The following is a 25,194-nucleotide window of genomic DNA, read 5'->3' on the forward strand; positions in this document are numbered from 1 at the left end:
ATCTGTCAAGCGGTTATTTTAAGAAGTTTTCAAAGTTTCCTGATCAACTTCAACCACTTGCGCTTCGTTCGACTTGGCGTCTCACGTCAGCGGGAGGCGAATTCTACAGCGTTACAACCTGCTGTCAACTGCCTTTTTCACCGCTGTCGACTCAAGCATCTGAACCTAAGCACTCCTCGCTGCTTACTTCGTCCAACTCTTTGATTATCAAGGAGTTTTCCGTTTCGTCTGCGCCGGAAGTGGGGCGAATTATAGACAGATCCAGAGGGGCGTCAACACCTAATTTGAACTTTTACTGAAAAAGCTAAAACTCCAATGAAATCCTGTACTTCCTTCTATTTATATAGAGACCAGCCAATCAGACCCGCCAGAGCATTAGCTCTTAAACAACACCCGCTTCGCGCAGCTTCATCACATCAGCGTCTAATAAGCCCAGTACGCCGGTGAGAACCTCCCACGTATGCTCTCCCAACAACGGCGGCGCACGCCGATATTCAACAGGCGTCGCTGATAAACGGATAGGGCTGGCGACTTGAGGAACCGTCCCGCCCAACGCATGCGGCAAGTGCACCTGCAAACCGCGGAACTGCACCTGCGGATCTGCGAATACCTGGGCGACATCATTGATAGGCCCACACGGTACGCCAGCCCCTTCCAACGCCATGACCCATTCGGCCGTGGTCTTGAAGACGGTGGCCTGCCGAATCAGCGGGATCAGCTCGGCACGATGCGCCACGCGCTGCTTATTAGTCGCAAATCGCGGATCGACGGCCCACTGCGGTTGCCCGGCCACTTCTGCGAATTTGCGGAACTGGCTGTCGTTCCCAACCGTGAGAATGAAATCGCCGTCGGCAGTGGGAAAATCCTGGTAGGGCACGATGTTCGGATGAGCATTACCCAGTCGCCTTGGGGAGACGCCTGTCGTCAGGTAATTCATCGCCTGATTCGCGAGGCAGGCGACCTGCACATCCAGCAATGCCATATCGATGTGCTGACCAACCCCTCCCTGATCCCGATGCGCCAGAGCAGCAAGAATCGCGGAGGTCGAATACAGCCCTGTCAGAATATCCGTCAGCGCCACGCCGACCTTGACCGGCCCCCCGCCATCTTCACCCTCGGCCCGGCCGGTAAGGCTCATTAGCCCACCGAGCCCTTGGATCATGAAGTCGTAACCTGCCCGCTTGGCGTAGGGCCCCGTCTGACCGAACCCGGTAATCGAGCAATAGATGAGCCTGGGATTTTCCAACTGCAGCGATTCGTAGTCCAGACCGTAAGCCTTCAATCCGCCAACCTTGAAGTTCTCGATGACGATATCGGACCTCGCCGCCAGCTCCCTAACCAGCCTCTGCCCTTCAGGCTGAGTGAAGTCTATGGTGACGGACTGTTTGTTACGGTTGGCAGACAGGTAGTAGGCAGCTTCGGACGTGTTTTCTCCGCGCGGATCCTTCAGAAAGGGCGGTCCCCAGGCGCGCGTGTCGTCGCCATTGCCCGGGCGCTCGACCTTGATCACCTCCGCACCCAGGTCAGCCAGAATCTGTCCTGCCCACGGGCCGGCGAGCACCCTAGACAAGTCCAGCACACGCAAATGCGATAAAGCGCCCATTGCAGGCTCCTTAATAGAAGGCCTGGATGCCGGTCTGCGCGCGCCCCAGGATGAGCGCATGGACATCATGAGTACCTTCGTAGGTATTGACCACTTCCAGGTTGACCAGATGCCTGGCGATACCGAACTCATCAGAAATGCCGTTGCCGCCCAGCATGTCACGGGCCATACGCGCGATGTCCAGCGACTTGCCGCAGGAGTTGCGTTTCATGATGGAGGTGATTTCCACGGCTGCGGTGCCCTCGTCCTTCATCCGGCCAAGACGCAGGCAGCCTTGAAGCGCCAACGTGATCTCGGTCTGCATGTCTGCGAGCTTTTTCTGAATCAGCTGATTAGCTGCGAGCGGACGGCCGAACTGTTGGCGGTCCAGCGTGTATTGACGCGCGGTGTGCCAGCAAAACTCGGCAGCCCCCAAGGCGCCCCAAGAGATGCCGTAGCGGGCGGAGTTCAGGCACGTGAAAGGCCCTTTTAGACCACGGACGTCCGGGAAGATGTTCTCTTCCGGCACGAACACGTTGTCCATCACGATCTCGCCGGTGATCGAAGCGCGAAGGCCGACTTTGCCGTGAATCGCTGGAGCAGTCAGGCCTTGCCAGCCTTTTTCCAATACGAAGCCGCGGATGTCCCCAGCGTCATCTTTGCCCCAGACAACGAACACGTCGGCGATCGGGCTATTGGTGATCCACATTTTGCTACCGGTCAGTCGATAGCCGCCTTCGACGGTCCGCGCGCGGGTGATCATCGCGCCCGGATCCGAACCATGATTGGGTTCGGTGAGGCCGAAGCAACCGATCCATTCACCGGAGGCGAGTTTTGGCAGGTACTTCTGTTTTTGCGCTTCAGTGCCGAATTCGTTGATAGGCACCATGACCAGGGAGGACTGCACGCTCATCATCGAGCGGTAGCCGGAATCAACGCGCTCGACCTCGCGAGCGATCAAGCCGTAACACACGTAGTTCAGACCGCTACCGCCGTACTGCTCCGGGATCGTGGCTCCGAGAAGACCTATCTCACCCATCTCGCGGAAGATCGCTGGATCTGTCTTTTCATGCCGGAAGGCCTCAAGCACACGCGGCGCCAGTTTGTCGCTGGCGAACTGCTCGGCGCTGTCGCGGACCATGCGCTCTTCTTCGGTGAGTTGCTGGTCCAGCAACAGGGGATCGATCCAACTGAAACTTGCCTTGCCGCTCATGATTCTCTCCTCACCCAATGCGCTTCCGGACCTGCCGGAAAAGTAATGGAGCGAGCCTAGGCCTGAACCCTTCAAAGGAGCAAACGACAATTTCGCATCATCTTGTGCTAATTTCTCACTCCGAAGCACACCAATTAGCAGTCTGTCCGCCCTTCCGTGTGAGGCAAAGGTACATGCGCCGTAAAATCCCTAGCACCGCTGCGTTGGTAAGCTTCGAGGCAGCGGCGCGGCACGAAAGCTTCACCAAGGCGGCCGAAGAGCTTTCGCTGACCCAGAGCGCGATCTGCCGACAGATCGCCAGCCTGGAAGAGTTCTTGAATGTCGGCCTGTTCCGACGCTCGCGACGGGGCGTAAAGCTCACAGAGGCGGGCCTTTCCTACAGCCGACGCATTGCGACGCAACTCGATGCCGTTGAACGCGACACCTTGTCAGTGATGGGTCATCAGGGCGTCAATGCGATCGAACTCGCGGTGGTGCCTACATTCGGCACGCAATGGCTACTGCCGCGCCTGAAAGATTTTCAGAAGAAACACTCTGACGTCACTATCAACCTGACCAACCGCACGCGCCCCTTTTTGTTCGCGGACACCGAATTCGACGCGGCGATCTATTTTGGGGATGCTGACTGGTCCGGTACCGAATCCCACAGACTGATGGGCGAAAACCCGATGCCAGTCTGCAGCCCCGTGCTGCTTGGGGGACGCCACAGCATCAGCGCTCAAGAACTGGCTGAGATGCCGCTGCTGCAACAGACCACTCGGCCGTACGCCTGGAGGCAATGGTTCAACTCGCTGGACATGGGCGTGGCCCGCGACATGACAGGCCCCCGTTACGAGCTATTCTCAATGCTCGCGCAGGCCGCCATGCACGACATGGGTGTGGCGCTCATCCCGCCGTTTCTTATTCAGCATGAACTGGCCGAGAAGCGCCTGGTGATTGCCAACCCGCACCATCTCTCGAGCACCAAGGCGTACTACTTGATGATTCCGGAGCGCAAAACGGAATCGGCGTCCCTGAAAGCGTTTCGCGACTGGCTGATTCAACAGGCCGACACTTACTCGCTGCCTTAAACGCTCATCTGCGTCTTGAAGATTTCATGTAGTGCTCACACCTAAAAACCTACAGATATCCTGATTTGTCGCATTTACGACACACTTCTCAGCTCAGACCCTAACGCCCCAATAGTCATACGAATAGAGCCCTCCAGCCTGTTTTTAGGTCATTTGATAACCTCGTCGTCGGAAGCCATCTGCGGACTCAAAATTCATAAAAGATCATTAGCATCAGGCACTTGTGCGATTTAGTGCGTCAATCGGTCACAGGGTGACTTGTAGTACATTTTTCGTTCAGTTACAGAAACCCTTGAAGGCCTCTGACATCCCCTGCAAAATGCCGCGCCCGGCTGCTTTAACGGGCGTAGTGATCGCAATTCCAGCCCCCGGGCCGTAGCGCGCTGGCCTCATTAAAGACAATAAGATCACGCAGGAGATTTGACGTGCACATTGGAGTCCCCCTCGAAACCCAGCTTGGTGAAACCCGGGTCGCCGCCACTCCCGAGACCATCAAAAAGCTCATCGCCCAAGGCCACACAGTAACTGTTCAGAACGGCGCGGGCATTGCGGCGAGCGTGACCGACAGTGCCTATGAGGCAGCAGGCGCCTTGGTGGGCAGCGCCGCCGATGCATTCGGTGCCGAACTCATTCTCAAGGTCTCCGCTCCCAGCGACGCTGAACTCCCGCTGATCAAAAGCGGCGCAGTAGTTGTCGGGATGCTCAATCCTTTCAATAACGACATGATCACCAGGCTGGCCGAGCGCGGGATCACCGCCTTTGCCCTCGAAGCGGCGCCACGCACCTCGCGCGCGCAAAGCCTCGACGTGCTGTCTTCCCAAGCCAACATTGCCGGCTATAAGGCTGTCCTGTTGGCAGCGCATCACTACCCACGCTTCATGCCCATGCTGATGACAGCGGCCGGTACGGTGAAAGCAGCCCGGGTGCTGATTCTCGGCGCGGGCGTTGCGGGGCTCCAGGCCATCGCCACTGCCAAACGTCTGGGTGCGGTCATTGAGGCTTCCGACGTACGTCCGGCCGTCAAGGAGCAGATCGAGTCGCTAGGGGCCAAGTTCGTCGACGTGCCGTACGAGACAGACGAAGAGCGCGAGGCTGCCGTGGGCGTCGGCGGTTACGCCCGCCCGATGCCGGCCAGTTGGATGCAGCGTCAGGCAGTGGCCGTGCATGAGCGCGCCAGGCAGGCGGACATCGTGATCACCACGGCGCTGATTCCCGGTCGCAAAGCGCCGGTGCTGTTGAGCGCTGAAACGGTCGCGCAGATGAAACCCGGCTCGGTGGTGATTGATCTGGCTGCAGCGCAGGGCGGCAACTGCCCGCTGACAGTGGCAGACCAAGTGGTAGTCGAGCACGGCGTAACCATCGTCGGCCACACGAATCTGCCTGCCATGGTCGCGGCGGATGCGTCTGCTCTTTATGCACGCAACCTGCTGGACTTCATGAAGCTGCTCTTCAACCAGGAAGGACAGTTCCAGATCAACCTCGAAGACGACATCGTTGCCGCGTGCCTTATGTGCCGCGATGGCCAAGTCATCCGCAAGAACGGCTGAGGATAAAAATAATGGAAGAGTTCATCTCACCCGGGATCTACAACCTGATCATTTTCGTGCTGGCCATTTATGTCGGCTACCACGTGGTCTGGAACGTGACGCCTGCGCTGCATACCCCGTTGATGGCGGTTACTAACGCTATCTCGGCCATCGTCATCGTCGGCGCCATGCTGGCCGCAGCGCTGACAGTAACGCCACTGGGCAAAACCATGGGCACACTGGCGGTCGCGCTGGCCGCCGTTAACGTCTTCGGCGGTTTTCTGGTCACCCGGCGGATGCTGGAGATGTTCAAAAAGAAAGCGCCCAAGGTTAAAGACGAGGTAGCCAAGTAATGAGCATGAACCTCGTCACATTGCTGTACCTGGTCTCGGCCATCTGCTTCATCCAGGCGCTGAAGGGCTTGTCTCACCCGACCACATCGCGTCGAGGCAACCTGTTCGGCATGCTCGGTATGGGGCTGGCTGTTCTCACCACGATCGGACTCGTGCTCAAACTGGCCGCGTTGTCCACCGACGGTGCCAGCGCAGGCATCGGCTACATCCTTATCGGTCTGCTGGTCGGTGGCACTGCCGGTTCGATCATGGCCAAGCGCGTCGAGATGACCAAGATGCCGGAGCTGGTCGCCTTCATGCACAGCATGATTGGTCTGGCAGCCGTGTTTATCGCCATCGCTGCCGTGGTCGAGCCACAGTCGCTGGGCATCGTTCACCACCTGGGCGATCCGATTCCTGCGGGCAACCGCCTGGAGCTGTTTCTTGGCGCGGCAATCGGCGCGATCACTTTCTCGGGTTCGGTTATCGCCTTTGGCAAGTTGTCGGGCAAGTACAAGTTCCGCTTGTTTCAGGGCGCGCCGGTGCAGTTTGCCGGTCAGCACAAACTCAATCTGATTCTGGGCTTGGCAACACTGCTGTTCGGCATCACGTTCATGCTGACGGGCAGCCTGTTCGCGTTCAGCATCATGCTGATCCTCGCGTTCGTGATCGGCGTGCTGCTGATCATTCCGATTGGTGGCGCAGACATGCCCGTCGTGGTGTCGATGCTCAACAGTTACTCAGGCTGGGCAGCAGCGGGTATTGGCTTCTCGCTGAACAACTCGATGCTGATCATCGCCGGCTCGCTGGTTGGCTCCTCCGGTGCGATTCTGTCGTACATCATGTGCAAGGCGATGAACCGCTCGTTCTTCAACGTGATCGGTGGCGGCTTTGGTGGCGCAGCAGATGCCGGTGCCGCGAGCGGCACCAAGGAAGCCCGCCCGGTCAAATCGGGATCGGCTGACGACGCGACCTTCCTGCTGACCAACGCTGATACCGTGATCATCGTGCCGGGATACGGGCTGGCAGTCGCTCGAGCCCAACACGCGCTTAAAGAGTTGACAGAAAAGCTGACCCACGCGGGCGTCACGGTGAAGTACGCGATCCATCCGGTGGCCGGTCGGATGCCGGGGCACATGAACGTACTGCTGGCGGAGGCCGAGGTGCCTTACGATCAGGTGTTCGAGATGGAGGACATCAACTCCGAATTCGGTCAGGCGGATGTCGTCCTGGTGCTTGGCGCCAACGATGTGGTCAATCCGGCGGCCAAGAACGATCCAAAGTCGCCGATTGCCGGCATGCCGATCCTTGAGGCGTACAAGGCCAAGACCATCATCGTCAACAAGCGCTCCATGGCCAGCGGCTATGCAGGCCTGGATAACGAACTGTTCTATCTGGACAAAACCATGATGGTTTTTGGTGACGCCAAAAAGGTTATCGAGGACATGGTCAAAGCGATCGAATAACCGCTGCAAACCGCAATAAAACAACCCTCGGCGCAGGTAGTGGTCGAGGGTTTTTTACAGCCTGGGTAAAAGTGTTTCTCGCGCAGAGGCGCTAATTAGAGCCTTTATTGCGACCTTGGTAGCGGGACGAACAAGCTTCAACTCTCTAGACTTCGCTCACGCATCTTTGTCATGAGATCAAACAACATGCACCGTGAACGAATCCGTCTGCCCTCGCTGATGAGCAAGATAATGAGCGCGGCCGACGCCGCTTCCCTGATCAAGGACGGCATGACCGTCGGCATGAGCGGCTTCACCCGCGCCGGCGAAGCCAAGGCCGTACCCCAGGCGCTGGCTGAACGCGCCAAGACAGTTCCGCTGAAGATCAGCCTGATGACGGGCGCCAGCCTGGGCAACGATTTGGACAAGCAACTCACCGAAGCCGGCGTGCTCTCCCGGCGCATGCCGTTTCAGGTCGACAGCACCCTGCGCAAGGCCATCAACGACGGCACCGTGATGTTCATCGACCAGCATCTGTCGGACACCGTCGAGCAGTTGCGCAATCGCCAGATCAAGGCCGTGGATATCGCCGTGATTGAATGTGTGGCGATCACCGAGGAAGGGCACCTGGTGCTCAGCACGTCCGTTGGCAACTCGGCGAGCTTCGCCATCCTTGCTGAACACGTGATCATCGAGATCAACCTCGCCCAGCCTCTGGAGCTCGAGGGACTGCATGACATCTATATACCCACTTACCGACCAACACGCCTGCCGATCCCGGTGCTGAAGACGGACACCCGAATCGGCAGCCAGGCCGTGAAGATCGATCCGGCCAAGATCGTGGGGATCGTGATCAGCAATCAACCGGACTCGCCGTCGACGGTATTGCCGGCAGACACCGACACTCAGGCTATCGCGGGCCACTTGGTCGAGTTTTTCAAGAACGAAGTGCGGCTGAACCGCCTGACCAATCAGCTGATGCCGCTGCAGGCCGGGGTAGGCACGATCGCCAATGCCGTCATGACAGGGCTGATCGATTCGCCCTTTCATGGCATGACCATGTATTCGGAAGTGCTGCAGGACTCAACGTTCGACCTGTTCGAGGCGGGCAAGCTGGATTTTGCTTCGGGCTGCTCCATGACGCTGTCGGAACGTAAGCATGCTGCGGTCTATGAAAACCTCGAGCAGTACAGATCCAGACTGTTATTGCGGCCTCAGGAAATCTCGAACCATCCAGAGGTTGTCCGCCGCTTGGGCATCATTGGTATCAACACCGCCCTGGAGTTCGACCTGTACGGCAACGTCAACTCCACACACGTGGGTGGCACGCGGATGATGAACGGGATCGGGGGTTCGGGGGATTTCGCGCGTAACGCCCATCTCGCCATTTTCGTGACCAAGTCCATCGCCAAAGCCGGGGCGATCTCAAGTGTGGTGCCTATGGTCAGCCATGTAGACCACACCGAGCACGACGTGGACATTCTGGTGACAGAGATCGGACTGGCAGACCTGCGCGGCCTGGCGCCCCGCGAACGCGCCCGGGTCATCATCGACAACTGTGTGCACCCGGCCTATCGCGAGGCGCTGAATGACTACTTCCGCCGCGCCTGCGCAATTGGCGGTCACACTCCGCACGTTCTGCGCGACGCACTCAGTTGGCACCTGAACCTGGAAGAAACCGGCCGCATGTTGGCGATCTGAACACACAGTTTCAACGTGGCGGCGACCTTTCGTCGTCACAGTTCGCGAACTGAACGCAAATCCGGCAAAAACTGTACTGCTGTACGGGTGATTTGGCTGATGTAAAACCGCAAATCATCCGTGCGAGTATCCAAAAAGCACACTTCTGGTGCAGACCCGTACAGTTGCCCCACTTCCGAACAAAACAGTGGTCTTTAACAGTTAACTGGAGCAGCACAATACAAATGAACTGTGTCTAGAGAGAGAAGGGTAATGAGAGGAATATTGTCACCAATCAAGTCACTCTCTAATCCCGCCACAAGCGGAAGGAAGAAGCATCATGGAACGCACCGTCAGTTCCGAACTGTTCTACGAAGACACCGCAAAAACCGCACAAGCCTCGTTGCCGCTGCGCATGTTCGCCAACCTGATGCTTTGGCAGCGTCGCCTGTCCAGCCGTCATCAGCTGGCTCGTCTGGATGCACGCTTGCTGGCTGACGCCGGTATCAGCGAATCCCAGCGTTACGAAGAGCTGAGCAAGCCGTTCTGGCGCTAATCTAGCGTCTGCTGGTCGCAGGCTACGTGCCTCTCACCAGCATCCTGAATTGTTCAAACAAAACCCGTCAGCAGGTTACTGCTGACGGGTTTTGTCGCTTCAGGCCGGGAGAAATAGCCAGGCAACCCCAACCCGTACAGTTTCCATAACCTTTTCAACACACCCATACAGCCTAATAGTTACGTGGGATTTTAGCGGGTATGGGCCGTATCGCGGCGACTGGCATAAGGCCGGGATGGTTCGCGCGCCCGCTTATAAGCTAATCTTGCGCCACCTTGAGCACGCACTCGCGAGACAGCTATCGCTGAGCTTCCGATTTAAGCGTCAGTGGTTTTCGAATCCCGTTATTTTGGAGTGCCTACATGATGTCCCGCGTTCGTCTGTTAAGTGCCGCTTTCCTGATCGTTGCCGCCACTGGAGCCCAGGCTTCCAGTTTCGTGGTCACCACCGACACCATTGTCCGTGCGCTCGATGCTTCGTCCAATGCCACGTCAAAAATTTCCTCCTCCTTTCATGACGACAAGATCGTCCTGGCCGCCCGCGACGACGCTGCAAGCTTCGTTGCCAGCGAAGGCGAGATCCGTGGCGTGAAGCTTCAGGGCGCCTTGCAACACATCCGCGAGGTTGCACCGGGCCTGCAAGCGTCGGATGCGCAGCTGGCGCAGGCGATTCTTGCCATCTGATTCAGTACCGCGACAGATTTATCCAGCCCACGCCCGGGCCTTTGCACTAGCTCTGGCCCGGGTGTTGCGCTAGCCTTGCAACCCATACCGCAGACCCCGAACAGCCCTGAATAGCCATGCATCCGTTGTCTCGCCCAGTGCTTGCTGTCATCGCCACCTTGAGTATTTCCACTCAGGTTCTGGCGTTTGACGTGACCACACAGAGCCTGGTCAAAACCGGATACGCCACCAGCCAGGTGACGACAGGGCCGTTCGATAGCAAGTTGATAATTGCCGCCCAGGATGATGCTGCAGTGTTTGTCGCCAGTGACGGCCAACTGCGAGGAGCACGACTGGAATCGGCGCTGGCGTACCTGCGTCAATCCCATCCAAAACTTCATGCAAGCGACCTTGAACTGGCGCAGGCAATCCTCGTCCAATAGTCACTTTTTTGTAACTTCCGTATTTTGGAGACGTTCCATGCGTACCCCGTTGATCGCTGCCGCCCTCGGCCTGCTCTTGCTGACTGACATGGCACAGGCGCAAACCCTGAAGGCCACCAGTAACATCGTCGTTCGCGCCCTCGGCCGCAGCATCGATTTCACCTCCGACACCACCTCATCCGTGCGCAACTGGAAACTCGTGCTTGAAGCCCGTGACGACGCCGCCAGCTACGTCGCCAGCAACGGTGATATCCATGGCGCACTGCTCGACGCAGCCTTCATGACATTGCGCGATCGTTTGCCTGAAGCGCGCAACGCCAGCGATCAGGACCTCGCCGAGGCCATCCTCGCACTGTGAAACACCTCGCTGTCTGGCTGCTGACGTCGGCGCTCTCGCTGATCTGCACGAGCGCCTTCGCCGACCTCAGCCTGTCGCTGCATACCGACGGGCTCAGTCCTGCTCAACAAAAGGCCAGCCAGACATTGCTCGACGAAGCCATGGCGCACCTGCCGCCACTGTTTGTCAGCAAGCTTGATAGAAAGGTCGAAGTGCATTGGACCGACGACATGCCGTCCAATGCCTACGGTCGTGCAGACGGCCCTTACCGTCTGGACCTGAATCAGCACCTGCTCGCAGGCCTGACCGACGGCAGTGCTGCAACGACCCGAACCAACCGTCCTCATGGCACCGTGCGCGAAGAAATGCTCGCCACGGTGCTGCATGAGCTGACCCACATTTATGATCACGCGCAGCTCTGGTCCACTGAAGACCGCAAGCTGATTGTCGCGTGTACCCGGCAGGGCAAGAGCGTGGGCAAAGTCGGCCTGCGTGACAGTTGCCGGGGACAGACCGACCGACGCTTCACGTTGAGTGATGATCCGCGCCTTCTGGATCTGGCGGGATGGCCGCAATACGTCGGCCGCCGCGGAGACAGGGAAGAGCGCAACGGCCAGGTCGCGCGCAGCCCGGACATCTACGAAATCAGCAGCCCGCTGGAATTCGTTGCGGTGAACATGGAGTATTTCCTCCTCGATCCCGCCTACGCCTGTCGCCGTCCGGCGCTGTACGACTATTACAAGGCTCGTTTCGACTGGGCGCCCGCGACGAAGGATCAGTGTCCGACGTCCTATCCTTACCTCAACGCCGGAAACGACTTCGCCCGACAGCCGTTGGGCAAGCTCGACCCCGAGCGGGTGTACGAAGTCGATTACCTGCTGGCCGAGGCCAACCAGAATCTGGCGAGCCGTTGGGGCCATAGCATGTTGCGGCTGGTGATCTGCAAGCCCGGTCGCCCGCGTGGCCCCGACTGCCGACTCGACCTTGATCAGCATTTGGTGCTGTCGTATCGCGCTTTTGTCAACGACCTGCAACTGTCCAGCTGGAGCGGCCTGACCGGCAAGTATCCGTCGCGCCTGTTTGTCCTGCCGCTGGGTCAGGTGATCGATGAGTACACCAAGACCGAACTGCGCGGCCTGGCCTCGGTCCCGCTGAAACTGTCCCGTGAAGAGATCAACGGTCTGGTTCAGCACGCTGCGGAGATGCACTGGGCCTATGACGGGGATTACTGGTTCCTGTCCAATAACTGCGCGGTGGAAAACCTGAAGTTGCTGCGCAGTGGCACTAACGATCCGCGGCTTGTCGGGCTGGACAGCATCATGCCCAACGGACTTCTGGAAGTGCTGAAGGGCAGGGGGCTGGCGGACACCAGCGTGCTGGACGATCCCAAGAAAGCGCTGCGCATGGGCTACCGCTTCGACTCGTACCGCGACCGTTATCAGGCGATGTTCGATGTGCTGCGCAAGACCACCAGCGTCAAGCAAACCACAGTGGAAGACTGGCTGGCTCTGACACCGCAAGAGCGACGCCCTTACTTTGCGCAGGCCGATTTGCGCACCAGCGCTGCAATGTTGCTGTTGGAGCAGGCCGGGCTGCGTCGTCAATTATTGCTGGCGCAGGATGAGGTCAAGCAGCGATACCTCAGTGCCGTGGAGCAGAAGGACAACGGCGTGTCCAAAGCGACCGGCACGCTGCAGGACATTCTGGCCAACAGCGGATTTTTGAGTCGCCCCGCAGAATTGCTCGGCAGCGGCGGCTACGGTCTGCCGCAGGAAGGCGAGTGGGAGCGTCTGGAAAACGAGAGCAGCCAGCGGCAGAAACAGCTGCAACGGCTCAGCGGCGATCTGGACACAGAGGTGAGGGCGCTGCTTGATCCCGACCGCGCCGCCGAGATTGCAGCGACCGAAGACAACCTCAAGCAGGTCGGCGAGCACCTGCGGGCATTGCACAAGGCATCGGGCGGGCTGGAGCTGCCTTGATCGTTGCGCAGCGGCACGGCCCGCAATGATTCAGGCAGTTTCCCCGGGCTCACCCGGCAAATGCTCGTCCAGGTGCAGCCAGGGCAGGCGGCTGTCGGTCCAGATGTGTCGATCGGCAGGCGTCAGCTCCGGATGATCAAGAGTCGCGATGGTCACGTCCATGGTCTCCGGACTGTTGCGGCTGAACAGTGCGACCTGCGCCCCACAGTTATTGCAGAAATACCTCACACACGTCGCACCTGAATCATAAGTAGTGGGACTGCCCGCCAGCCATTTGAAGGCTTCGACCGGCACGCTGGTCCACGTCATCACGATGCCGCCTGACGTGCGCCGACAAATCGAACAGTGGCAGTGGGCAACGTCATCCACGGGGCCATCGAGTTGGTAACGCAGATTGCCGCAATGGCATCCACCGGTATGCAATTCACTCATGAGCATTCTCCAGGTTATGTAGGGGTCTGACCGCATCCGAGGTCGATAACTCAAATTCCCGATCGTCAACTCGCGAAGTGCAGCGAAAGCTGGCTGAAAGCTTCCCCGTTTAGCATCACCTCACCGCCGGCGACAGACCGGTCGGCCAGGACGAACGCGCTTGACGTTCTCCGGCCCATCTACAACAACAATTAGGTGATTCCCGATGCTTGCATGTGCCCTGCAGTACCCCCTCCGTAATCCCCGACTCCACGCGCCGCTCGTTTTGAGCTGATCGATTCGTCTCGTCTGTTCCCCGCCGCGTAACGCTGGAGTATTGCTATGTTGACCTTCCTCGGCTTCGCCATGGTCGTCGCCTTCATGTACCTGATCATGAGCAAGCGCCTGTCAGCGCTGATTGCCTTGATCATCGTTCCTATCGTATTTGCCCTGTTCGGAGGCTTCGCCTCGGAAATCGGCCCAATGATGCTTGCGGGCATCACCAAGCTTGCGCCAACGGGCGTGATGCTGATGTTCGCCATCCTTTATTTCGCACTGATGATCGACTCCGGGCTGTTCGACCCGGCCGTGCGCAAGATCCTCAAGCTGGTGAAGGGCGACCCGGTAAAAGTGTCGGTCGGTACGGCGGTGCTGGCGCTGGTTGTCTCGCTGGACGGTGACGGCGCCACGACGTACATGATCTGCGTGGCCGCCATGTTGCCGCTGTACAGCCGTCTGGGCATGAGCCCGCGCATCATGGCCGGCTTGATCATTCTGGCCGGCGGCGTGATGAACATGACGCCATGGGGCGGCCCGACCGCGCGTGCGGCGAGCGCCCTGCATGTCGATCCATCCGACATCTTCGTGCCCATGATCCCGGCAATGCTGGCGGGCGTCGTGGCAATCCTGGTGATCGCCTACTTCTACGGCAAACGCGAGCGTGCGCGCCTGGGTGAACTGCACCTGCCCGGTGACGAAGTCGACCACAGCGACATCAGCGTTTCGCAGTTTCCCGAAGCCCGTCGTCCCAAGCTGATCTGGTTCAACGCTGCTCTGACGCTGGTATTGATGGTCGCGCTGATCATGGGCTTGCTGCCACTGCCGGTGCTGTTCATGATCGCATTCAGTATCGCCATGATCGTCAACTACCCGTGCCTGCAAGCGCAGAAAGACCGCGTAGCGGCCCACGCCGGCAGCGTGCTGGCGGTGGTCGGACTGATTTTTGCTGCGGGGATCTTTACCGGTATCCTGTCCGGCACCGGAATGGTGGACGCGATGTCGAAGAGCCTGCTGGCAGTGATCCCGGACGCGATGGGCCCTTACCTGGCCGTGATCACTGCCGTTGTCAGCATGCCGTTCACCTTCTTCATGTCCAATGATGCGTTCTACTACGGCGTGCTGCCGGTCCTCGCCGAAGCTGCTTCGCATTACGGCATCAGCCCGGTGGAAATGGCACGTGCCTCGATCGTCGGCCAGCCCGTCCACCTGTTGAGTCCGCTGGTGCCGTCGACGTATCTGCTGGTGGCACTGGCGGGCATCGAGTTCGGTGACCACCAGCGCTTTACCCTCAAATGGGCCGTGCTGGTGTGCGTGTGCATTCTGATCGCTGCGCTGCTGATGGGGATTTTCCCGTTCTTCAGCAGTCTATAACGCAACTCAACGCTCCCTCTGGCGCCGCCGCGCCAGCGGGAATACGAACGCTTAAAGGAATACGTAATGGAATGGCTGACCAACCCTGAGATCTGGGTTGCTTTCTTCACGCTGACTGCCCTGGAAATCGTGCTGGGCATCGACAACATCATCATGATCTCGATCCTGGTCAGCCGCATGCCCAAGGCGATGCAGCCGCGCACCCGTATCTTCGGTCTGGCGCTGGCGATGGTGACGCGGATTCTGCTGCTGCTGTCGATCACCTGGGTCATGCGCCTCACCGACGACCTGTTCGTGGTATGGGGGCAGGGCATTTCCGGACGCGACCTGATCCTGTTCTTCGGTGGTCTGTTTCTGTTGTGGAAGAGCTCGCAGGAGATCTATCACGGCATGGAAGGCGAGGAAGAGTCGCTGGACGAGCCGAAAGGCAAGGGCGGCATGTTCCTATACACCATCCTTCAGATTGCAATCATCGACATCGTATTCTCGCTGGATTCGGTCATCACCGCTGTCGGTATGGTGTCCCATGTACCGGTGATGGTCGCGGCGATCATCGTGGCGGTACTGATCATGATGCTGTGCGCGGGCGTCATCAGCGACTTCATCGAGAAGCACCCATCGCTGAAGATGCTGGCGCTGTCGTTCCTGATCGTCGTGGGTACCGTGCTGATTGCCGAGTCGTTCGATGTGCATGTGCCGAAGGGCTACGTCTACTTCGCCATGGCGTTCTCGCTGGCGGTCGAAGCGATCAACATCAAGATGCGCACGTCGATGGCGAAGAAGCGCAAGATGCAGGACCCGGTGAAACTTCACAAAGACGTGCCGGGTCAATAACGTCCGCCGCACAGACGTCAAAGCAACGGGGCTGTGAATGCCCCGTTTTTTATTGGCAAGGCGTGAAGGTGCTGCGTCCAAACACCTGATTTATGACAGATTTGTTTCAAGAAATAATCCGCTGTGCCATGCTGGCATCAAGGCCACAGGCCGACTAAAGCTTAGTTGAGCGCGCTGTCGATGCACCTCAAGCGCTTACGCTCGCTACACGCTGGACCTTTTAACTTTGCCCGATGGGCAACCTACAGGGGGCTCTCCATATGCTGACCCTGCTCGATTTGCTTTCCGCCGTCGCGCTATTGATCTGGGGCACACACATCGTTCGGACCGGCATTCTGCGCGTCTATGGCTCGCAGCTGCGCCGGGTCATTGGCCAGAACATGTCCAAACGCCCGCTGGCCTTTGTCGCGGGGATTTTGGTCACCGCCGTGGTGCAAAGCAGTAACGCCACGGCGATGCTGGTGACGTCCTTTGTTGGCCAGGGCTTGATGGGCCTGACGCCAGCGCTGGCCATCATGCTCGGTGCCGACGTCGGTACTGCGGTGATGTCGCGAATCCTGACATTCGACCTGTCGTGGCTGTCACCACTGCTGATCTTTCTGGGCGTGGTCTTCTTTCTGTCGCGCAAACAAACCCGAGTGGGCCAACTGGGCCGTGTCGGCATCGGGCTGGGCCTGATCATTCTCGCCTTGCAGTTGATCGTTACTGCCGCCGCGCCGATTACCCAGGCCGCCGGGGTGAAAGTGCTTTTCGCGTCACTGACGGGCGACCTTCTGCTGGACGCACTGGTCGGGGCCATGTTCGCGCTGATCTCGTATTCAAGCCTTGCGGCGGTGCTGCTGACCGCGACGCTTGCAGGCGCGGAGATCATCAGCCTGCCGGTGGCAATCGGCCTGGTGATCGGCGCCAACATCGGAAGCGGCCTGTTGGCATTTCTCAGCACCAGCATGCAAAACGTGGCCGGCCGGCAAGTGGCGCTGGGCAGCCTGTTGTACAAGCTGATCGGCCTGTTGCTGATCACTCCGGTGTTGACCCCGCTGGTGGCCTGGATGGACACGCTGAACGTCAGCCCGTCGAGCCTGGTCATCAGCTTCCACGTGATTTACAACTCGCTGCGTTGCCTGATCATGCTGCCGACGGTGGGACCGATGGGGCGCCTGTGCGCGTCGATTCTGCCGCAGCAGGCCGAGATCAACGGTCAGACCAAGCCTCGCCATCTGGACCTGACCGCACTCGCCACGCCGAGCCTGGCGCTGGCCAATGCCGTGCGCGAGACCCTGCGCATGGGCGATCTGATCGACAGCATGCTCAATGCCATGCAAGAGGTGCTGCGTGGCAACCAGACGGCGGTCACTCAGGAAGTGCGTCGGCTCAACGATGATGTCGAGGTGCTCTACAACGCCATCAAGTTGTACCTGGCGCAGATGCCCCGCGACGACCTCAGCGATCAGGACAATCGCCGCTGGGCCGAGATCATCGAGCTTGCGATCAACCTGGAGCTGGCCAGCGGGCTGATCGAGCGCATGCTGCGCAAGGTCCAGCAGCAGAAGACGTCGCAGCGCCGGTCGTTTTCCGATGTCGGCCTGGAAGAACTGTCCGGGCTGCACGAGCAACTGATGGCAAATCTGCGTCTTGGCCTGTCGGTCTTCCTCAGCGGCGACCCGGAAAGCGCGCGCCAGTTGTTGCGCGAGAAACGTCGTTTCAGGGCACAGGAGCGGCGCCTGGCCCACGCCCATGTCAGCAGGCTGCAACGCAAGATCGTGCAGAGCATCGAGACCAGTTCCCTGCACCTGGAGCTGATTTCCGACATGAAACGCTTGAATTCGCTGTTCTGCAGCAGCGCCTACGCGGTCCTTGAAACCACTGACACAGGCGCCTTGTCCAGCGAGGGCAACGCGGATTAATCGTGGTGAACGCAGGGGCCGCTGCGAAGTCTGTTACACATACCGGCCCGCAAGGAAGCCCGTTTTTATGCGTTGCCTGCTGTTCGTTTGTCTGGTTCTGACATCCCTTTCTTCCATGGCCCTTGACCGGTTTCAGGTCGAGGGCTACGTGCTGCCCAACGGTTTGCAGTTGCTGCTCAAGCCTGCGGACAAAGGTCACGTCTCTATTCGTCTCGTTGTGGGCATTGGCTTCGATGACTTCAAATGCGAAGACAAAGAGTTGCCGCACTTGCTTGAGCATCTGCTTTTCAGCGGGATCGACAACAGCGGTGAGGGCGGCCTTGAGCAGCAGATGCAGGCACTGGGCGGCGAGTGGAACGCGTTCACCAGCAACACCGACACCACGTTTGTCATCGAGGCGCCGGCGCAAAACCAGCGCAAGGTGCTCGATCTTCTTCTCAATCTGCTGACCCACACGCAAATCAATCAGGCCAATCTGGACACTGCCAAGCGCATCGTCGCCCGTGAAGACGGTGGCCATTATTCGCATTTGCAACGCTGGCTGGACAAACGCGATCTGGGCCACAGCGCTAGCAGCCAGCTTGCCGTGGAGCTCGGCCTCAAATGCCCGGAGCGGGCCGAGGTTGATCACCTCACGCTGGAGCAAGTCGAGCATATCCACGACAACTGGTACGCCTCCAACAACATGACGCTGATCATCGTGGGCGAACTCGACAAGTTGCTGCCGGCGTATCTGGAACGCACCTTCGGCCAGCTTAATGCGGTCGATCCAACCGAACATCCGCCGCTTCGCTCGATGACCGAAAAGGCCGAGCCTGAGCGGACGCTGATCCGCGGCGCGTTGGGCGATGGCGCGAAGCTGCATCTGCTGTTCCCCGAGCCGGACATGGGCGAGCAGCACGATGAAACCTGGGATCTGGTGAAGGCTTATCTGGACTGGGCGCTGTACAGCGAACTGCGTCTGGACAAGGGTTATTCCTACGGTCCATGGGCTGATCGCGAAGCGTTCGGGGATACCGGTTTTCTCAGCCTCAACGCCGACCTGAACCGCGAAGACGTCGATTCGGCCACCGCCGCCGTGCGTTCGATGCTCCAGCGGCTGCGCAAGGAAGGCATGGACCCGGCGACCTTTGCGCGGCTGCAGCAGGCATCCATTGCCAGGCAGGCCTGGGCGGTTCAGGGCAATAGCGCGCTGGCCGACTACTACTGGGGTGCGTTGAATGATTACGACGATGGTCGATTCCAGGACCCGGCCAGGCGGACCCGTGGTGTAAGCCTGGATCTGGCCAATCAGGCGATGCGTCAACTGCTGGCGCAACCCGGGTATCTTCGCGTTGAAGAGCCACTGCTCAGCTACGATGAGCTGTACGCTGTCGGATGCCTGCTGACGGCGCTAGTGGCCCCGCTGATTCTCTGGCGGTGGCGGGTTTACAAGAAGCGGCCACTATAAGCGAGGCGCGTGACGCTCAAAGATTTCGTCGCGGTGGGCGCCGTCCAATTTTGGTTATTTTTATTCACCCAGATCCAGACCCACACCTAAGAGCGACGCGCCACGATGCCGGACATTAACGCAATCATTCACCACTCGCTGGTCCAGCGCGTGCTGGAGTTCATCAAGCGCTACCCCGGGCTGATTGCGTTCTTCGGGTTCTGTTCAGGCATTGGCAGCTTCATTCTGGTGGATCGACAGGCGAAGCTGGCCACATGGATTGCGGTCATTCTGCTGGTGAGCTGGATCTGGCTGATGGTGGAAAACAGCGCCGTCGCCCTGTTCGCGAAGATGTTCAAGCGAGAGATACCGCAGCCGCTGTTGCGCTACGCCACCCAGATGATCCACCAGGAAAGCCTGTTTTTCGTGCTGCCGTTCTTTTTCGTGACGACCACGTGGTACAGCGGACAGCTGGCGTTCACGGGGCTGCTCGGGGCTGCAGGACTGATTTCGATCATCGACCCGCTGTATTACAAATGGCTGGCCCCGCGCCGTTGGGCGTTCATGGCGCTGCATACCCTGACGCTGTTTGCCGCATTGCTCACGGCGCTGCCGATCATCGTTCACCTGACCACCGCCGAGAGCTACAAGCTGGCGCTGGGTATTGCGATGCTGCTGTCGTTCCCGAGCCTGGCGTCGGGTTATCCGATCAACAGCTGGAAACGCGGCGTTGGCCTGGTGGCGATGACGCTGGCGATCGGAGGGGTAGGCTGGATGGCACGATTCTGGGTACCGCCGGCGACCCTATGGCTGACCGAGGCGGCGATCAGCACGCGCTTCGATAACCAGAATCGAACCCCTGGCGAGAGCATTCAGGAGATCGGCGTCAACCAGCTGCGCAGCGCCGGGCTCTACGCCTACACATCGATCAACGCCCCGCGCGGCCTGAACGAACGGATTTATCACGTGTGGCGCCACAACGGCGAGGAAGTGGAGCGTATTGCTCTAGACATCAAGGGCGGCCGTGAGGAAGGCTATCGGGCCTGGACGCACAAGCAGAATTTCCCGCCGGACGTGCTCGGCAAATGGCAGGTGAGGGTGCTCACTGAGGACGGGCAGATGATCGGTGTGCTGCGCTTCGACGTCACTGAGCGCGACCAGCCGGCCGTCACTCGAAACAAGATAAAGCCGGCAGGCCTGAAGCCAGGCACCGACGCTGCGGCTCCGGATGACTCGGACGCGAAAAAACCCGCGGACAGCGCGCCAGCCGAGAGCACGTCTGCCCCGGCCAAAACCAACTAAGCTCGTCGCTATGACCCCACTGACCACGCAGGCTTCCTCCGCGCCCAAGGATCCAGGGCGCGTGTTGATGGACACTTCGAGCAATCCGGCTCAGCTGCGGATCGCCGGAGACTGGACGCTCGCGCATTACCTCGAACTCAAGCGCCAGACCGACGCATTAAGCGCCGGATTCGGCCCAACCACCCTCGTGGACATGGATGAGCTCGGCGCGCTAGACACCGCTGGCGCGTCGTTGCTGGTAGAGCTCCTCGGCGTGCAGCGCCTGCGTTTGCTGGCCGTGCAAGCGCCCAATCTGCCGGAGTCCAGCCGCGCGCTGATGCAGACCATCCAGAGCGCACTGGCTGACTACTGCCGGCCCGTCCGAGAGCCAGAGGCGGCCGTGGGCATGCAGCTGCTGGCGCGAATTGGCGCGGCGGTGGAGGTGATCTGGAAGGATACGCTGCAACTGCTCGGCTTCATCGGGCTCATCCTGCAGACCTTCGCTTCCACGCTGTTTCGCCCTCGGCGCTGGCGCACCACATCCGTTATCGCCCACATCGAGCAAATCGGTCTGGACGCAGCGCCCATTGTGGCGCTGCTGACGTTCATGGTTGGCGCCGTGGTGGCCTTTCTCGGCGCCACGGTGCTAAAGGCTTTTGGCGCGACGATTTTCACCGTTGACCTGATCGGCTTCTCATTCCTGCGGGAATTCGCCGTGTTGCTGACCGCCATCCTGCTCGCCGGTCGTACGGCCAGCGCATTCACCGCGCAGATCGGCTCGATGAAAGCCAACGAGGAGCTGGATGCGCTGCAAACCCTGGGGCTGAGTCCTACAGAGCTTCTGGTGCTGCCCCGCGTGCTTGCGTTGCTCATCTCGCTGCCCATGCTGACCTTCCTCGCGATGATCTGCGGCATTGTCGGTGGCGGCGTGGTCTGCGCGTTGTCGCTGGGCATCTCGCCGGCGATGTTTCTGTCGTTGATGCAGGCCGACATCGGCGTGCAGCACTTCCTCGTAGGTATCGCCAAAGCGCCGATATTTGCGTTCTTCATCGCCGCCATTGGGTGCCTGGAAGGCTTCAAGGTCGAGGGCAGCGCCGAATCGGTCGGGGCTCACACGACCTCGAGCGTGGTGCAGTCCATTTTCGTGGTCATCGTGCTGGACGCCTTGGTCGCGATGTTCTGCATGGAGATTGGCTGGTGACCCGCCGCTGCGTACAACCCGTCGAGACGGTGATTGAGGTTCGCGGCCTGAGCAATCGCTTCGGCCCGCAAGTGGTGCACGAGAACCTCGATCTGGATCTGTATCGCGGAGAGATCCTTGGCGTGGTGGGCGGCTCCGGCGCCGGCAAGTCGGTGTTACTGCGCAGCATTGTCGGGCTGCAGAGACCCGACGCAGGACGTGTCCGTGTGCTGGGTCAGGATTTGCTGAATCTGCCCGACAACGCGCGCTCACAGGTGGAACGACGTTTCGGTGTGCTGTTTCAGAAGGGCGCGCTGTTCTCGTCGCTGACCATCACCGAGAACGTCGCGCTGCCCCTGATTGAACACGCCGGGCTGAGCCGCGAGGAAGCCGAGCATCTGGCCGGGATCAAAATGGCGCTGGCCGGACTGCCGCTGTCAGCGGCTCATAAATACCCCGCGTCGCTCTCCGGTGGCATGATCAAGCGCGCGGCGCTGGCGCGAGCACTGGCGCTGGATCCGGACATTCTGTTTCTGGACGAACCCACTGCCGGGCTCGATCCGATCGGCGCCGGCGCGTTTGACCAGTTGATCCTGACGCTGCGCGACGCCTTGGGACTGAGCGTGTTCATGGTCACCCACGACCTCGACACGCTTTATACAATCACCGACCGCGTCGCCGTGCTGGCGCAGAAGCGTGTACTGGTCGCGGACAGCATCGACAGGGTGTCTGCGACCAAAGACCCGTGGATTCACGAATACTTCCATGGCCCGCGCGGCCGCTCGGCCTATTCAGCGGCCACTTACCCACACGAGGTCTCATGATGGAAACCCGCGCCCATCACGTTCTGATCGGTCTGTTCACGGTCATCGTGGTCGCCGCCGCACTGCTGTTCGGTCTGTGGCTGGCGAAATCCAGCGTCGACTCGGCCTTCAAGGACTATCAGGTTGTCTTCAACGAGGCGGTGACCGGTTTGTCTCGCGGCAGTCCGGTGCAGTACAGCGGTATCAAGGTCGGTGACGTCGTGCAGTTACGCCTCGATCCCCAGGACCCGCGCCGGGTGCTGGCGCAGATCCGTGTTGCCGGGGAAACCCCGATCAAGCGTGACACCTACGCAAAACTGGCACTGGCCGGCATCACCGGTACATCGCTTATCCAGCTCAGCGGCGGCACACCGCAAAGCGAGGCGCTGAAAGGCGAGGGCGGCAACCTGCCAGTGATCATCGCCTCGCCGTCGCCCATCTCCCGCCTGTTGAACGACAGCGACGACTTGCTCAGCGGCACCAACACATTGCTGCATAACGCCAACGCGATGTTTTCTTCGAATAACGTGGAGACGCTGTCGCGCACGTTGCAGCATCTGGAGCAAACCACTGGAGCGATCTCAGATCAGCGCGACGACATTCGTCAGGCCTTGAAGCAGATGACGCTGCTGAGCAAGCAGGCCGGCGCGACCCTGGAGCAAACCTCTACGCTGATGCGCAACGCCAACCAGTTGCTGACCAGCGATGGCAGGCAAACCATCGCCAGCGCACAAGAGGCGATGAAGTCCCTCGAACAGAGCAGCAATACCATCAATTTGTTGCTCAAGAACAACCAGAATTCGGTGAACGAGGGGCTGCAAGGGCTGGGCGAACTGGGCCCGGCGATTCGCGAACTGCGTGAAACCCTTGGCTCTTTGAAAACCATTTCGCGCAGCCTGAATGCCAACCCGAGCGGCTACTTGCTGGGCAACGAGAAGAATAAGGAGTTCGAGCCATGAGGCGTGTCGGTCAATCCATTACTCGGCTGTTGTTGGCGGCAACGCTGTTGTCGCTCGGCGCCTGCTCGATCCTCCCCGAGCAAGCGCCTTCAGACGTCTACCGGTTGCCAACGGCATTGCCTGCCAGCAAAGGGACCTCCCCCGTGGCGTGGTCCTTGCGGGTGGTACGGCCCAAGTCCAGCGAGACACTGGACAGCCCGCGCATCGCCGTCATCCCCCAGGGCAATGTGATCAGCAGCTACAAGGGCGCGCGCTGGAGTGATCCGGCGCCGGTCCTGTTGCGCAACCGACTGACCGATGCTTTCTATCGCGATGGGCGAGTGCTGTCGATCAGCACTGACGACAGCAATCTGCAGGCTGATTATGAATTGGGCGGGGAGCTGCAGGCATTTCAGAGCGAGTATCGCAGGGCCGCCATTGAAGTGGTAATTCGCCTTGATGCGCGGCTGGCCGACGATCGCCAGCGGATTGTGGCGAGCCGGCGTTTTGAAGTGCATCAGCCGGTGGCCGACAAGCAGGTGCCGGCGGTGGTCTCGGCGTTCGGCCAGGCCAGCGATACCCTGGCCGCCCAAGTGTTGCAGTGGACCGTCGAGCAGGGCGAGAGGCGTTACACCGCCGAGCCGAAGAACCAATAGCAGACGGCAATCGCAGCGACCACACCGGCGAATTCCGCCAGCAGCGCGCAGCCCACAGCGTGTCGCGCGCGCTGGATGCCCACCGCGCCGAAATACACCGCCAGCACATAGAACGTGGTTTCCGTGCTGCCTTGAATGGTCGCCGCGACGAGGGCCGGGAAGCTGTCGACACCTTGGGTTTTCATGGTCTCGATCAGCATCGCCCGTGCCGCACTGCCGGAGAACGGCTTGACCAGAGCGGTGGGCAGCGCATCGACGAATCGGGTGTCCATGCCCATCCATTGAATTCCGTGACGAATCCCCTCAAGAATCAAATCCAGCGCGCCCGATGCGCGCAGCACGCCGACGGCGCAGAGCATCGCGACCAGATAGGGCAGCAGGTTCTTGGCGACGTCGAAGCCTTCCTTCGCGCCCTCAACGAAGGTTTCGTACACCTTCACCTTGCGAAGCGCGCCAACCACCAGGAACAGCATGATGATGCCGAACAGCGTCACGTTGCCCAGCACCGACGACAGGCTCGACAGCGCAGCGGCAGACAACCCGGCCAGTACGGCCATGAAGCCGCCCAGCAGCAACGCGCCGGGGATCAGGTAGGCGAGCACCACCGGGTCCCACAACTTGAGGCGCTGCATGAACGCCACTGACAGCAGACCGACCAGCGTCGAGGCGCTGGTGGCGAGCAGGATCGGCAAGAACACCATGGTGGGGTCAGCCGCGCCTTGCTGAGCGCGGTACATGAAGATGGTCACGGGCAGCAGCGTCAGCGAAGAGGCGTTGAGCACCAGAAAGAGGATCTGCGCATTGCTGGCGATGGTCTTGCTGGGATTGAGCTCTTGCAGCGAGCGCATGGCCTTGAGGCCGATGGGCGTGGCGGCGTTGTCCAGACCCAGCGCGTTGGCGGCGAAGTTGAGGGTGATCAGGCCCAGCGCCGGGTGGCCGCGCGGCACTTCGGGCATCAGGCGATGAAACAGCGGCGCCAGAACCTTGCCCAGCCAGTCGACGATCCCGGCCTTTTCGGCGATGTTGAGAAAGCCCAGCCACAGGGTCAGGGTGCCGAACAACAGCACCATGACTTCCACCGACAACTTGGCCATGGCGAAGATGCTCTCGACCATGGCGGCAAAAACGCCGGCATTGCCCCCGACCAGCCATTGCGCCAGCGCAGATATCGCCGCGACCACGAAAAACCCAAGCCATAGGCCGTTCAGCATACAAATCCCCTCGCAAGATGCGGCGATGATAACGGCGGGGGCAGAAACAACAAACCCCGGCCGGGGCCAGGG

At 59.9% G+C, this 25,194-nt stretch carries 23 protein-coding genes and 1 pseudogene; 20 read left to right on the forward strand and 4 right to left on the reverse strand.

The features are described 5' to 3' along the window. Positions 1 to 299: pseudogene (locus tag IFT99_RS26080) on the forward strand (hypothetical protein); the annotation flags it as partial. 83 nt (positions 300 to 382) lie between these two features. Here the strand turns inward: IFT99_RS26080 and IFT99_RS03700 are convergent. Both IFT99_RS03700 and IFT99_RS03705 read right to left on the reverse strand, forming a co-directional pair. Continuing rightward, complete coding sequence (locus tag IFT99_RS03700; protein ID WP_192130530.1) at positions 383 to 1,603, reverse strand: CaiB/BaiF CoA transferase family protein; 1,221 nt, start codon at positions 1,601 to 1,603, stop codon at positions 383 to 385. 10 nt (positions 1,604 to 1,613) lie between these two features. Beyond that, on the reverse strand, positions 1,614 to 2,795 hold the full coding sequence (locus tag IFT99_RS03705) for an acyl-CoA dehydrogenase (RefSeq protein ID WP_192130531.1): 1,182 nt from the start codon (positions 2,793 to 2,795) through the stop codon (positions 1,614 to 1,616). 173 nt (positions 2,796 to 2,968) lie between these two features. On the opposite strand from IFT99_RS03705, the gene IFT99_RS03710 reads away from it, so the two are divergent. The 10 genes from IFT99_RS03710 (at position 2,969) to IFT99_RS03755 (ending at position 12,825) form a co-directional block, all read left to right on the forward strand. Further along, the gene (locus IFT99_RS03710; protein WP_192130532.1) at positions 2,969 to 3,865 is read left to right on the forward strand and encodes a LysR family transcriptional regulator; all 897 of its coding nucleotides are present in this window, start codon (positions 2,969 to 2,971) and stop codon (positions 3,863 to 3,865) included. 425 nt (positions 3,866 to 4,290) lie between these two features. Further along, a complete protein-coding gene (locus IFT99_RS03715) occupies positions 4,291 to 5,412 on the forward strand; it encodes a Re/Si-specific NAD(P)(+) transhydrogenase subunit alpha (protein ID WP_192130533.1) in 1,122 nt (373 codons plus the stop codon). An 11-nt stretch (positions 5,413 to 5,423) separates the two neighbouring features. Beyond that, positions 5,424 to 5,744 (forward strand): NAD(P) transhydrogenase subunit alpha, encoded by a 321-nt coding sequence (locus IFT99_RS03720; protein WP_074892477.1) that lies wholly within the window; start codon positions 5,424 to 5,426, stop codon positions 5,742 to 5,744. Then, entirely contained in the window at positions 5,744 to 7,189 is a 1,446-nt protein-coding gene (locus IFT99_RS03725) for an NAD(P)(+) transhydrogenase (Re/Si-specific) subunit beta (RefSeq protein WP_192130534.1), read from the forward strand. Before IFT99_RS03720 ends, IFT99_RS03725 begins: the two co-directional genes overlap by 1 nt. Positions 7,190 to 7,375: 186 nt before the next feature. Further along, positions 7,376 to 8,869, forward strand: coding sequence for an acetyl-CoA hydrolase/transferase family protein (locus tag IFT99_RS03730; protein WP_192130535.1), 1,494 nt, complete (start codon positions 7,376 to 7,378; stop codon positions 8,867 to 8,869). 319 nt (positions 8,870 to 9,188) lie between these two features. Then, on the forward strand, positions 9,189 to 9,404 hold the full coding sequence (locus IFT99_RS03735; protein WP_093466716.1) for a DUF1127 domain-containing protein: 216 nt from the start codon (positions 9,189 to 9,191) through the stop codon (positions 9,402 to 9,404). 365 nt (positions 9,405 to 9,769) lie between these two features. Beyond that, positions 9,770 to 10,087, forward strand: coding sequence for a DUF2388 domain-containing protein (locus IFT99_RS03740; RefSeq protein ID WP_133774179.1), 318 nt, complete (start codon positions 9,770 to 9,772; stop codon positions 10,085 to 10,087). Between the two features lie 116 nt (positions 10,088 to 10,203). Continuing rightward, a complete protein-coding gene (locus tag IFT99_RS03745; protein WP_192130536.1) occupies positions 10,204 to 10,509 on the forward strand; it encodes a DUF2388 domain-containing protein in 306 nt (101 codons plus the stop codon). 37 nt (positions 10,510 to 10,546) lie between these two features. Beyond that, on the forward strand, positions 10,547 to 10,867 hold the full coding sequence (locus tag IFT99_RS03750) for a DUF2388 domain-containing protein (RefSeq protein ID WP_065987895.1): 321 nt from the start codon (positions 10,547 to 10,549) through the stop codon (positions 10,865 to 10,867). After that, a complete protein-coding gene (locus IFT99_RS03755; protein WP_192130537.1) occupies positions 10,864 to 12,825 on the forward strand; it encodes a DUF7844 domain-containing protein in 1,962 nt (653 codons plus the stop codon). Before IFT99_RS03750 ends, IFT99_RS03755 begins: the two co-directional genes overlap by 4 nt. A 30-nt stretch (positions 12,826 to 12,855) precedes the next feature. On the opposite strand, the gene IFT99_RS03760 is transcribed toward IFT99_RS03755, so the two are convergent. Next, complete coding sequence (locus IFT99_RS03760; RefSeq protein WP_192130538.1) at positions 12,856 to 13,257, reverse strand: GFA family protein; 402 nt, start codon at positions 13,255 to 13,257, stop codon at positions 12,856 to 12,858. A 321-nt stretch (positions 13,258 to 13,578) separates the two neighbouring features. On the opposite strand from IFT99_RS03760, the gene IFT99_RS03765 reads away from it, so the two are divergent. The 9 genes from IFT99_RS03765 (at position 13,579) to IFT99_RS03805 (ending at position 23,911) form a co-directional block, all read left to right on the forward strand. After that, entirely contained in the window at positions 13,579 to 14,886 is a 1,308-nt protein-coding gene (locus IFT99_RS03765; protein ID WP_065987898.1) for a CitMHS family transporter, read from the forward strand. Between the two features lie 66 nt (positions 14,887 to 14,952). Further along, positions 14,953 to 15,720 carry a TerC family protein gene (locus tag IFT99_RS03770; protein WP_065987900.1) on the forward strand — a complete coding sequence of 256 codons (768 nt, stop codon included), beginning with the start codon at positions 14,953 to 14,955 and terminating at the stop codon, positions 15,718 to 15,720. A 260-nt stretch (positions 15,721 to 15,980) separates the two neighbouring features. Beyond that, complete coding sequence (locus IFT99_RS03775) at positions 15,981 to 17,624, forward strand: Na/Pi cotransporter family protein (protein WP_065987902.1); 1,644 nt, start codon at positions 15,981 to 15,983, stop codon at positions 17,622 to 17,624. 67 nt (positions 17,625 to 17,691) lie between these two features. Continuing rightward, complete coding sequence (locus IFT99_RS03780; protein ID WP_192130539.1) at positions 17,692 to 19,074, forward strand: M16 family metallopeptidase; 1,383 nt, start codon at positions 17,692 to 17,694, stop codon at positions 19,072 to 19,074. Positions 19,075 to 19,179: 105 nt separating this feature from the next. Then, a complete protein-coding gene (locus tag IFT99_RS03785) occupies positions 19,180 to 20,355 on the forward strand; it encodes a DUF5924 family protein (RefSeq protein WP_192130540.1) in 1,176 nt (391 codons plus the stop codon). A 10-nt stretch (positions 20,356 to 20,365) separates the two neighbouring features. Then, on the forward strand, positions 20,366 to 21,535 hold the full coding sequence (locus tag IFT99_RS03790; protein WP_446731115.1) for an MlaE family lipid ABC transporter permease subunit: 1,170 nt from the start codon (positions 20,366 to 20,368) through the stop codon (positions 21,533 to 21,535). After that, positions 21,532 to 22,338 (forward strand): ATP-binding cassette domain-containing protein, encoded by an 807-nt coding sequence (locus IFT99_RS03795; RefSeq protein ID WP_192130541.1) that lies wholly within the window; start codon positions 21,532 to 21,534, stop codon positions 22,336 to 22,338. Before IFT99_RS03790 ends, IFT99_RS03795 begins: the two co-directional genes overlap by 4 nt. Then, the gene (locus IFT99_RS03800) at positions 22,338 to 23,276 is read left to right on the forward strand and encodes an MlaD family protein (protein WP_192130994.1); all 939 of its coding nucleotides are present in this window, start codon (positions 22,338 to 22,340) and stop codon (positions 23,274 to 23,276) included. The genes IFT99_RS03795 and IFT99_RS03800 overlap by 1 nt, the downstream gene beginning before the upstream one ends. Next, positions 23,273 to 23,911 carry an ABC-type transport auxiliary lipoprotein family protein gene (locus tag IFT99_RS03805; protein WP_192130542.1) on the forward strand — a complete coding sequence of 213 codons (639 nt, stop codon included), beginning with the start codon at positions 23,273 to 23,275 and terminating at the stop codon, positions 23,909 to 23,911. Before IFT99_RS03800 ends, IFT99_RS03805 begins: the two co-directional genes overlap by 4 nt. Here the strand turns inward: IFT99_RS03805 and IFT99_RS03810 are convergent. After that, the gene (locus IFT99_RS03810; protein ID WP_065987917.1) at positions 23,884 to 25,122 is read right to left on the reverse strand and encodes a nucleoside recognition domain-containing protein; all 1,239 of its coding nucleotides are present in this window, start codon (positions 25,120 to 25,122) and stop codon (positions 23,884 to 23,886) included. The genes IFT99_RS03805 and IFT99_RS03810 overlap by 28 nt on opposite strands. Between the last annotated feature and the right edge of the window lie 72 nt (positions 25,123 to 25,194).

It is taken from the genome of Pseudomonas sp. CFBP 8772, assembly GCF_014841665.1.
GTDB lineage: Bacteria > Pseudomonadota > Gammaproteobacteria > Pseudomonadales > Pseudomonadaceae > Aquipseudomonas > Aquipseudomonas graminis_B.

Coding starts and splice junctions, on each gene's coding strand:
- IFT99_RS03700 (WP_192130530.1), bottom strand. CDS start 1,603: ATGGGCGCTTTATCGCATTTGCGTGTGCTGGACTTGTCTAGGGTGCTC.
- IFT99_RS03705 (WP_192130531.1), bottom strand. CDS start 2,795: ATGAGCGGCAAGGCAAGTTTCAGTTGGATCGATCCCCTGTTGCTGGAC.
- IFT99_RS03710 (WP_192130532.1), top strand. CDS start 2,969: ATGCGCCGTAAAATCCCTAGCACCGCTGCGTTGGTAAGCTTCGAGGCA.
- IFT99_RS03720 (WP_074892477.1), top strand. CDS start 5,424: ATGGAAGAGTTCATCTCACCCGGGATCTACAACCTGATCATTTTCGTG.
- IFT99_RS03725 (WP_192130534.1), top strand. CDS start 5,744: ATGAGCATGAACCTCGTCACATTGCTGTACCTGGTCTCGGCCATCTGC.
- IFT99_RS03730 (WP_192130535.1), top strand. CDS start 7,376: ATGCACCGTGAACGAATCCGTCTGCCCTCGCTGATGAGCAAGATAATG.
- IFT99_RS03735 (WP_093466716.1), top strand. CDS start 9,189: ATGGAACGCACCGTCAGTTCCGAACTGTTCTACGAAGACACCGCAAAA.
- IFT99_RS03740 (WP_133774179.1), top strand. CDS start 9,770: ATGTCCCGCGTTCGTCTGTTAAGTGCCGCTTTCCTGATCGTTGCCGCC.
- IFT99_RS03745 (WP_192130536.1), top strand. CDS start 10,204: ATGCATCCGTTGTCTCGCCCAGTGCTTGCTGTCATCGCCACCTTGAGT.
- IFT99_RS03750 (WP_065987895.1), top strand. CDS start 10,547: ATGCGTACCCCGTTGATCGCTGCCGCCCTCGGCCTGCTCTTGCTGACT.
- IFT99_RS03760 (WP_192130538.1), bottom strand. CDS start 13,257: ATGAGTGAATTGCATACCGGTGGATGCCATTGCGGCAATCTGCGTTAC.
- IFT99_RS03765 (WP_065987898.1), top strand. CDS start 13,579: ATGTTGACCTTCCTCGGCTTCGCCATGGTCGTCGCCTTCATGTACCTG.
- IFT99_RS03770 (WP_065987900.1), top strand. CDS start 14,953: ATGGAATGGCTGACCAACCCTGAGATCTGGGTTGCTTTCTTCACGCTG.
- IFT99_RS03775 (WP_065987902.1), top strand. CDS start 15,981: ATGCTGACCCTGCTCGATTTGCTTTCCGCCGTCGCGCTATTGATCTGG.
- IFT99_RS03780 (WP_192130539.1), top strand. CDS start 17,692: ATGCGTTGCCTGCTGTTCGTTTGTCTGGTTCTGACATCCCTTTCTTCC.
- IFT99_RS03785 (WP_192130540.1), top strand. CDS start 19,180: ATGCCGGACATTAACGCAATCATTCACCACTCGCTGGTCCAGCGCGTG.
- IFT99_RS03790 (WP_446731115.1), top strand. CDS start 20,366: ATGACCCCACTGACCACGCAGGCTTCCTCCGCGCCCAAGGATCCAGGG.
- IFT99_RS03800 (WP_192130994.1), top strand. CDS start 22,338: ATGGAAACCCGCGCCCATCACGTTCTGATCGGTCTGTTCACGGTCATC.
- IFT99_RS03805 (WP_192130542.1), top strand. CDS start 23,273: ATGAGGCGTGTCGGTCAATCCATTACTCGGCTGTTGTTGGCGGCAACG.
- IFT99_RS03810 (WP_065987917.1), bottom strand. CDS start 25,122: ATGCTGAACGGCCTATGGCTTGGGTTTTTCGTGGTCGCGGCGATATCT.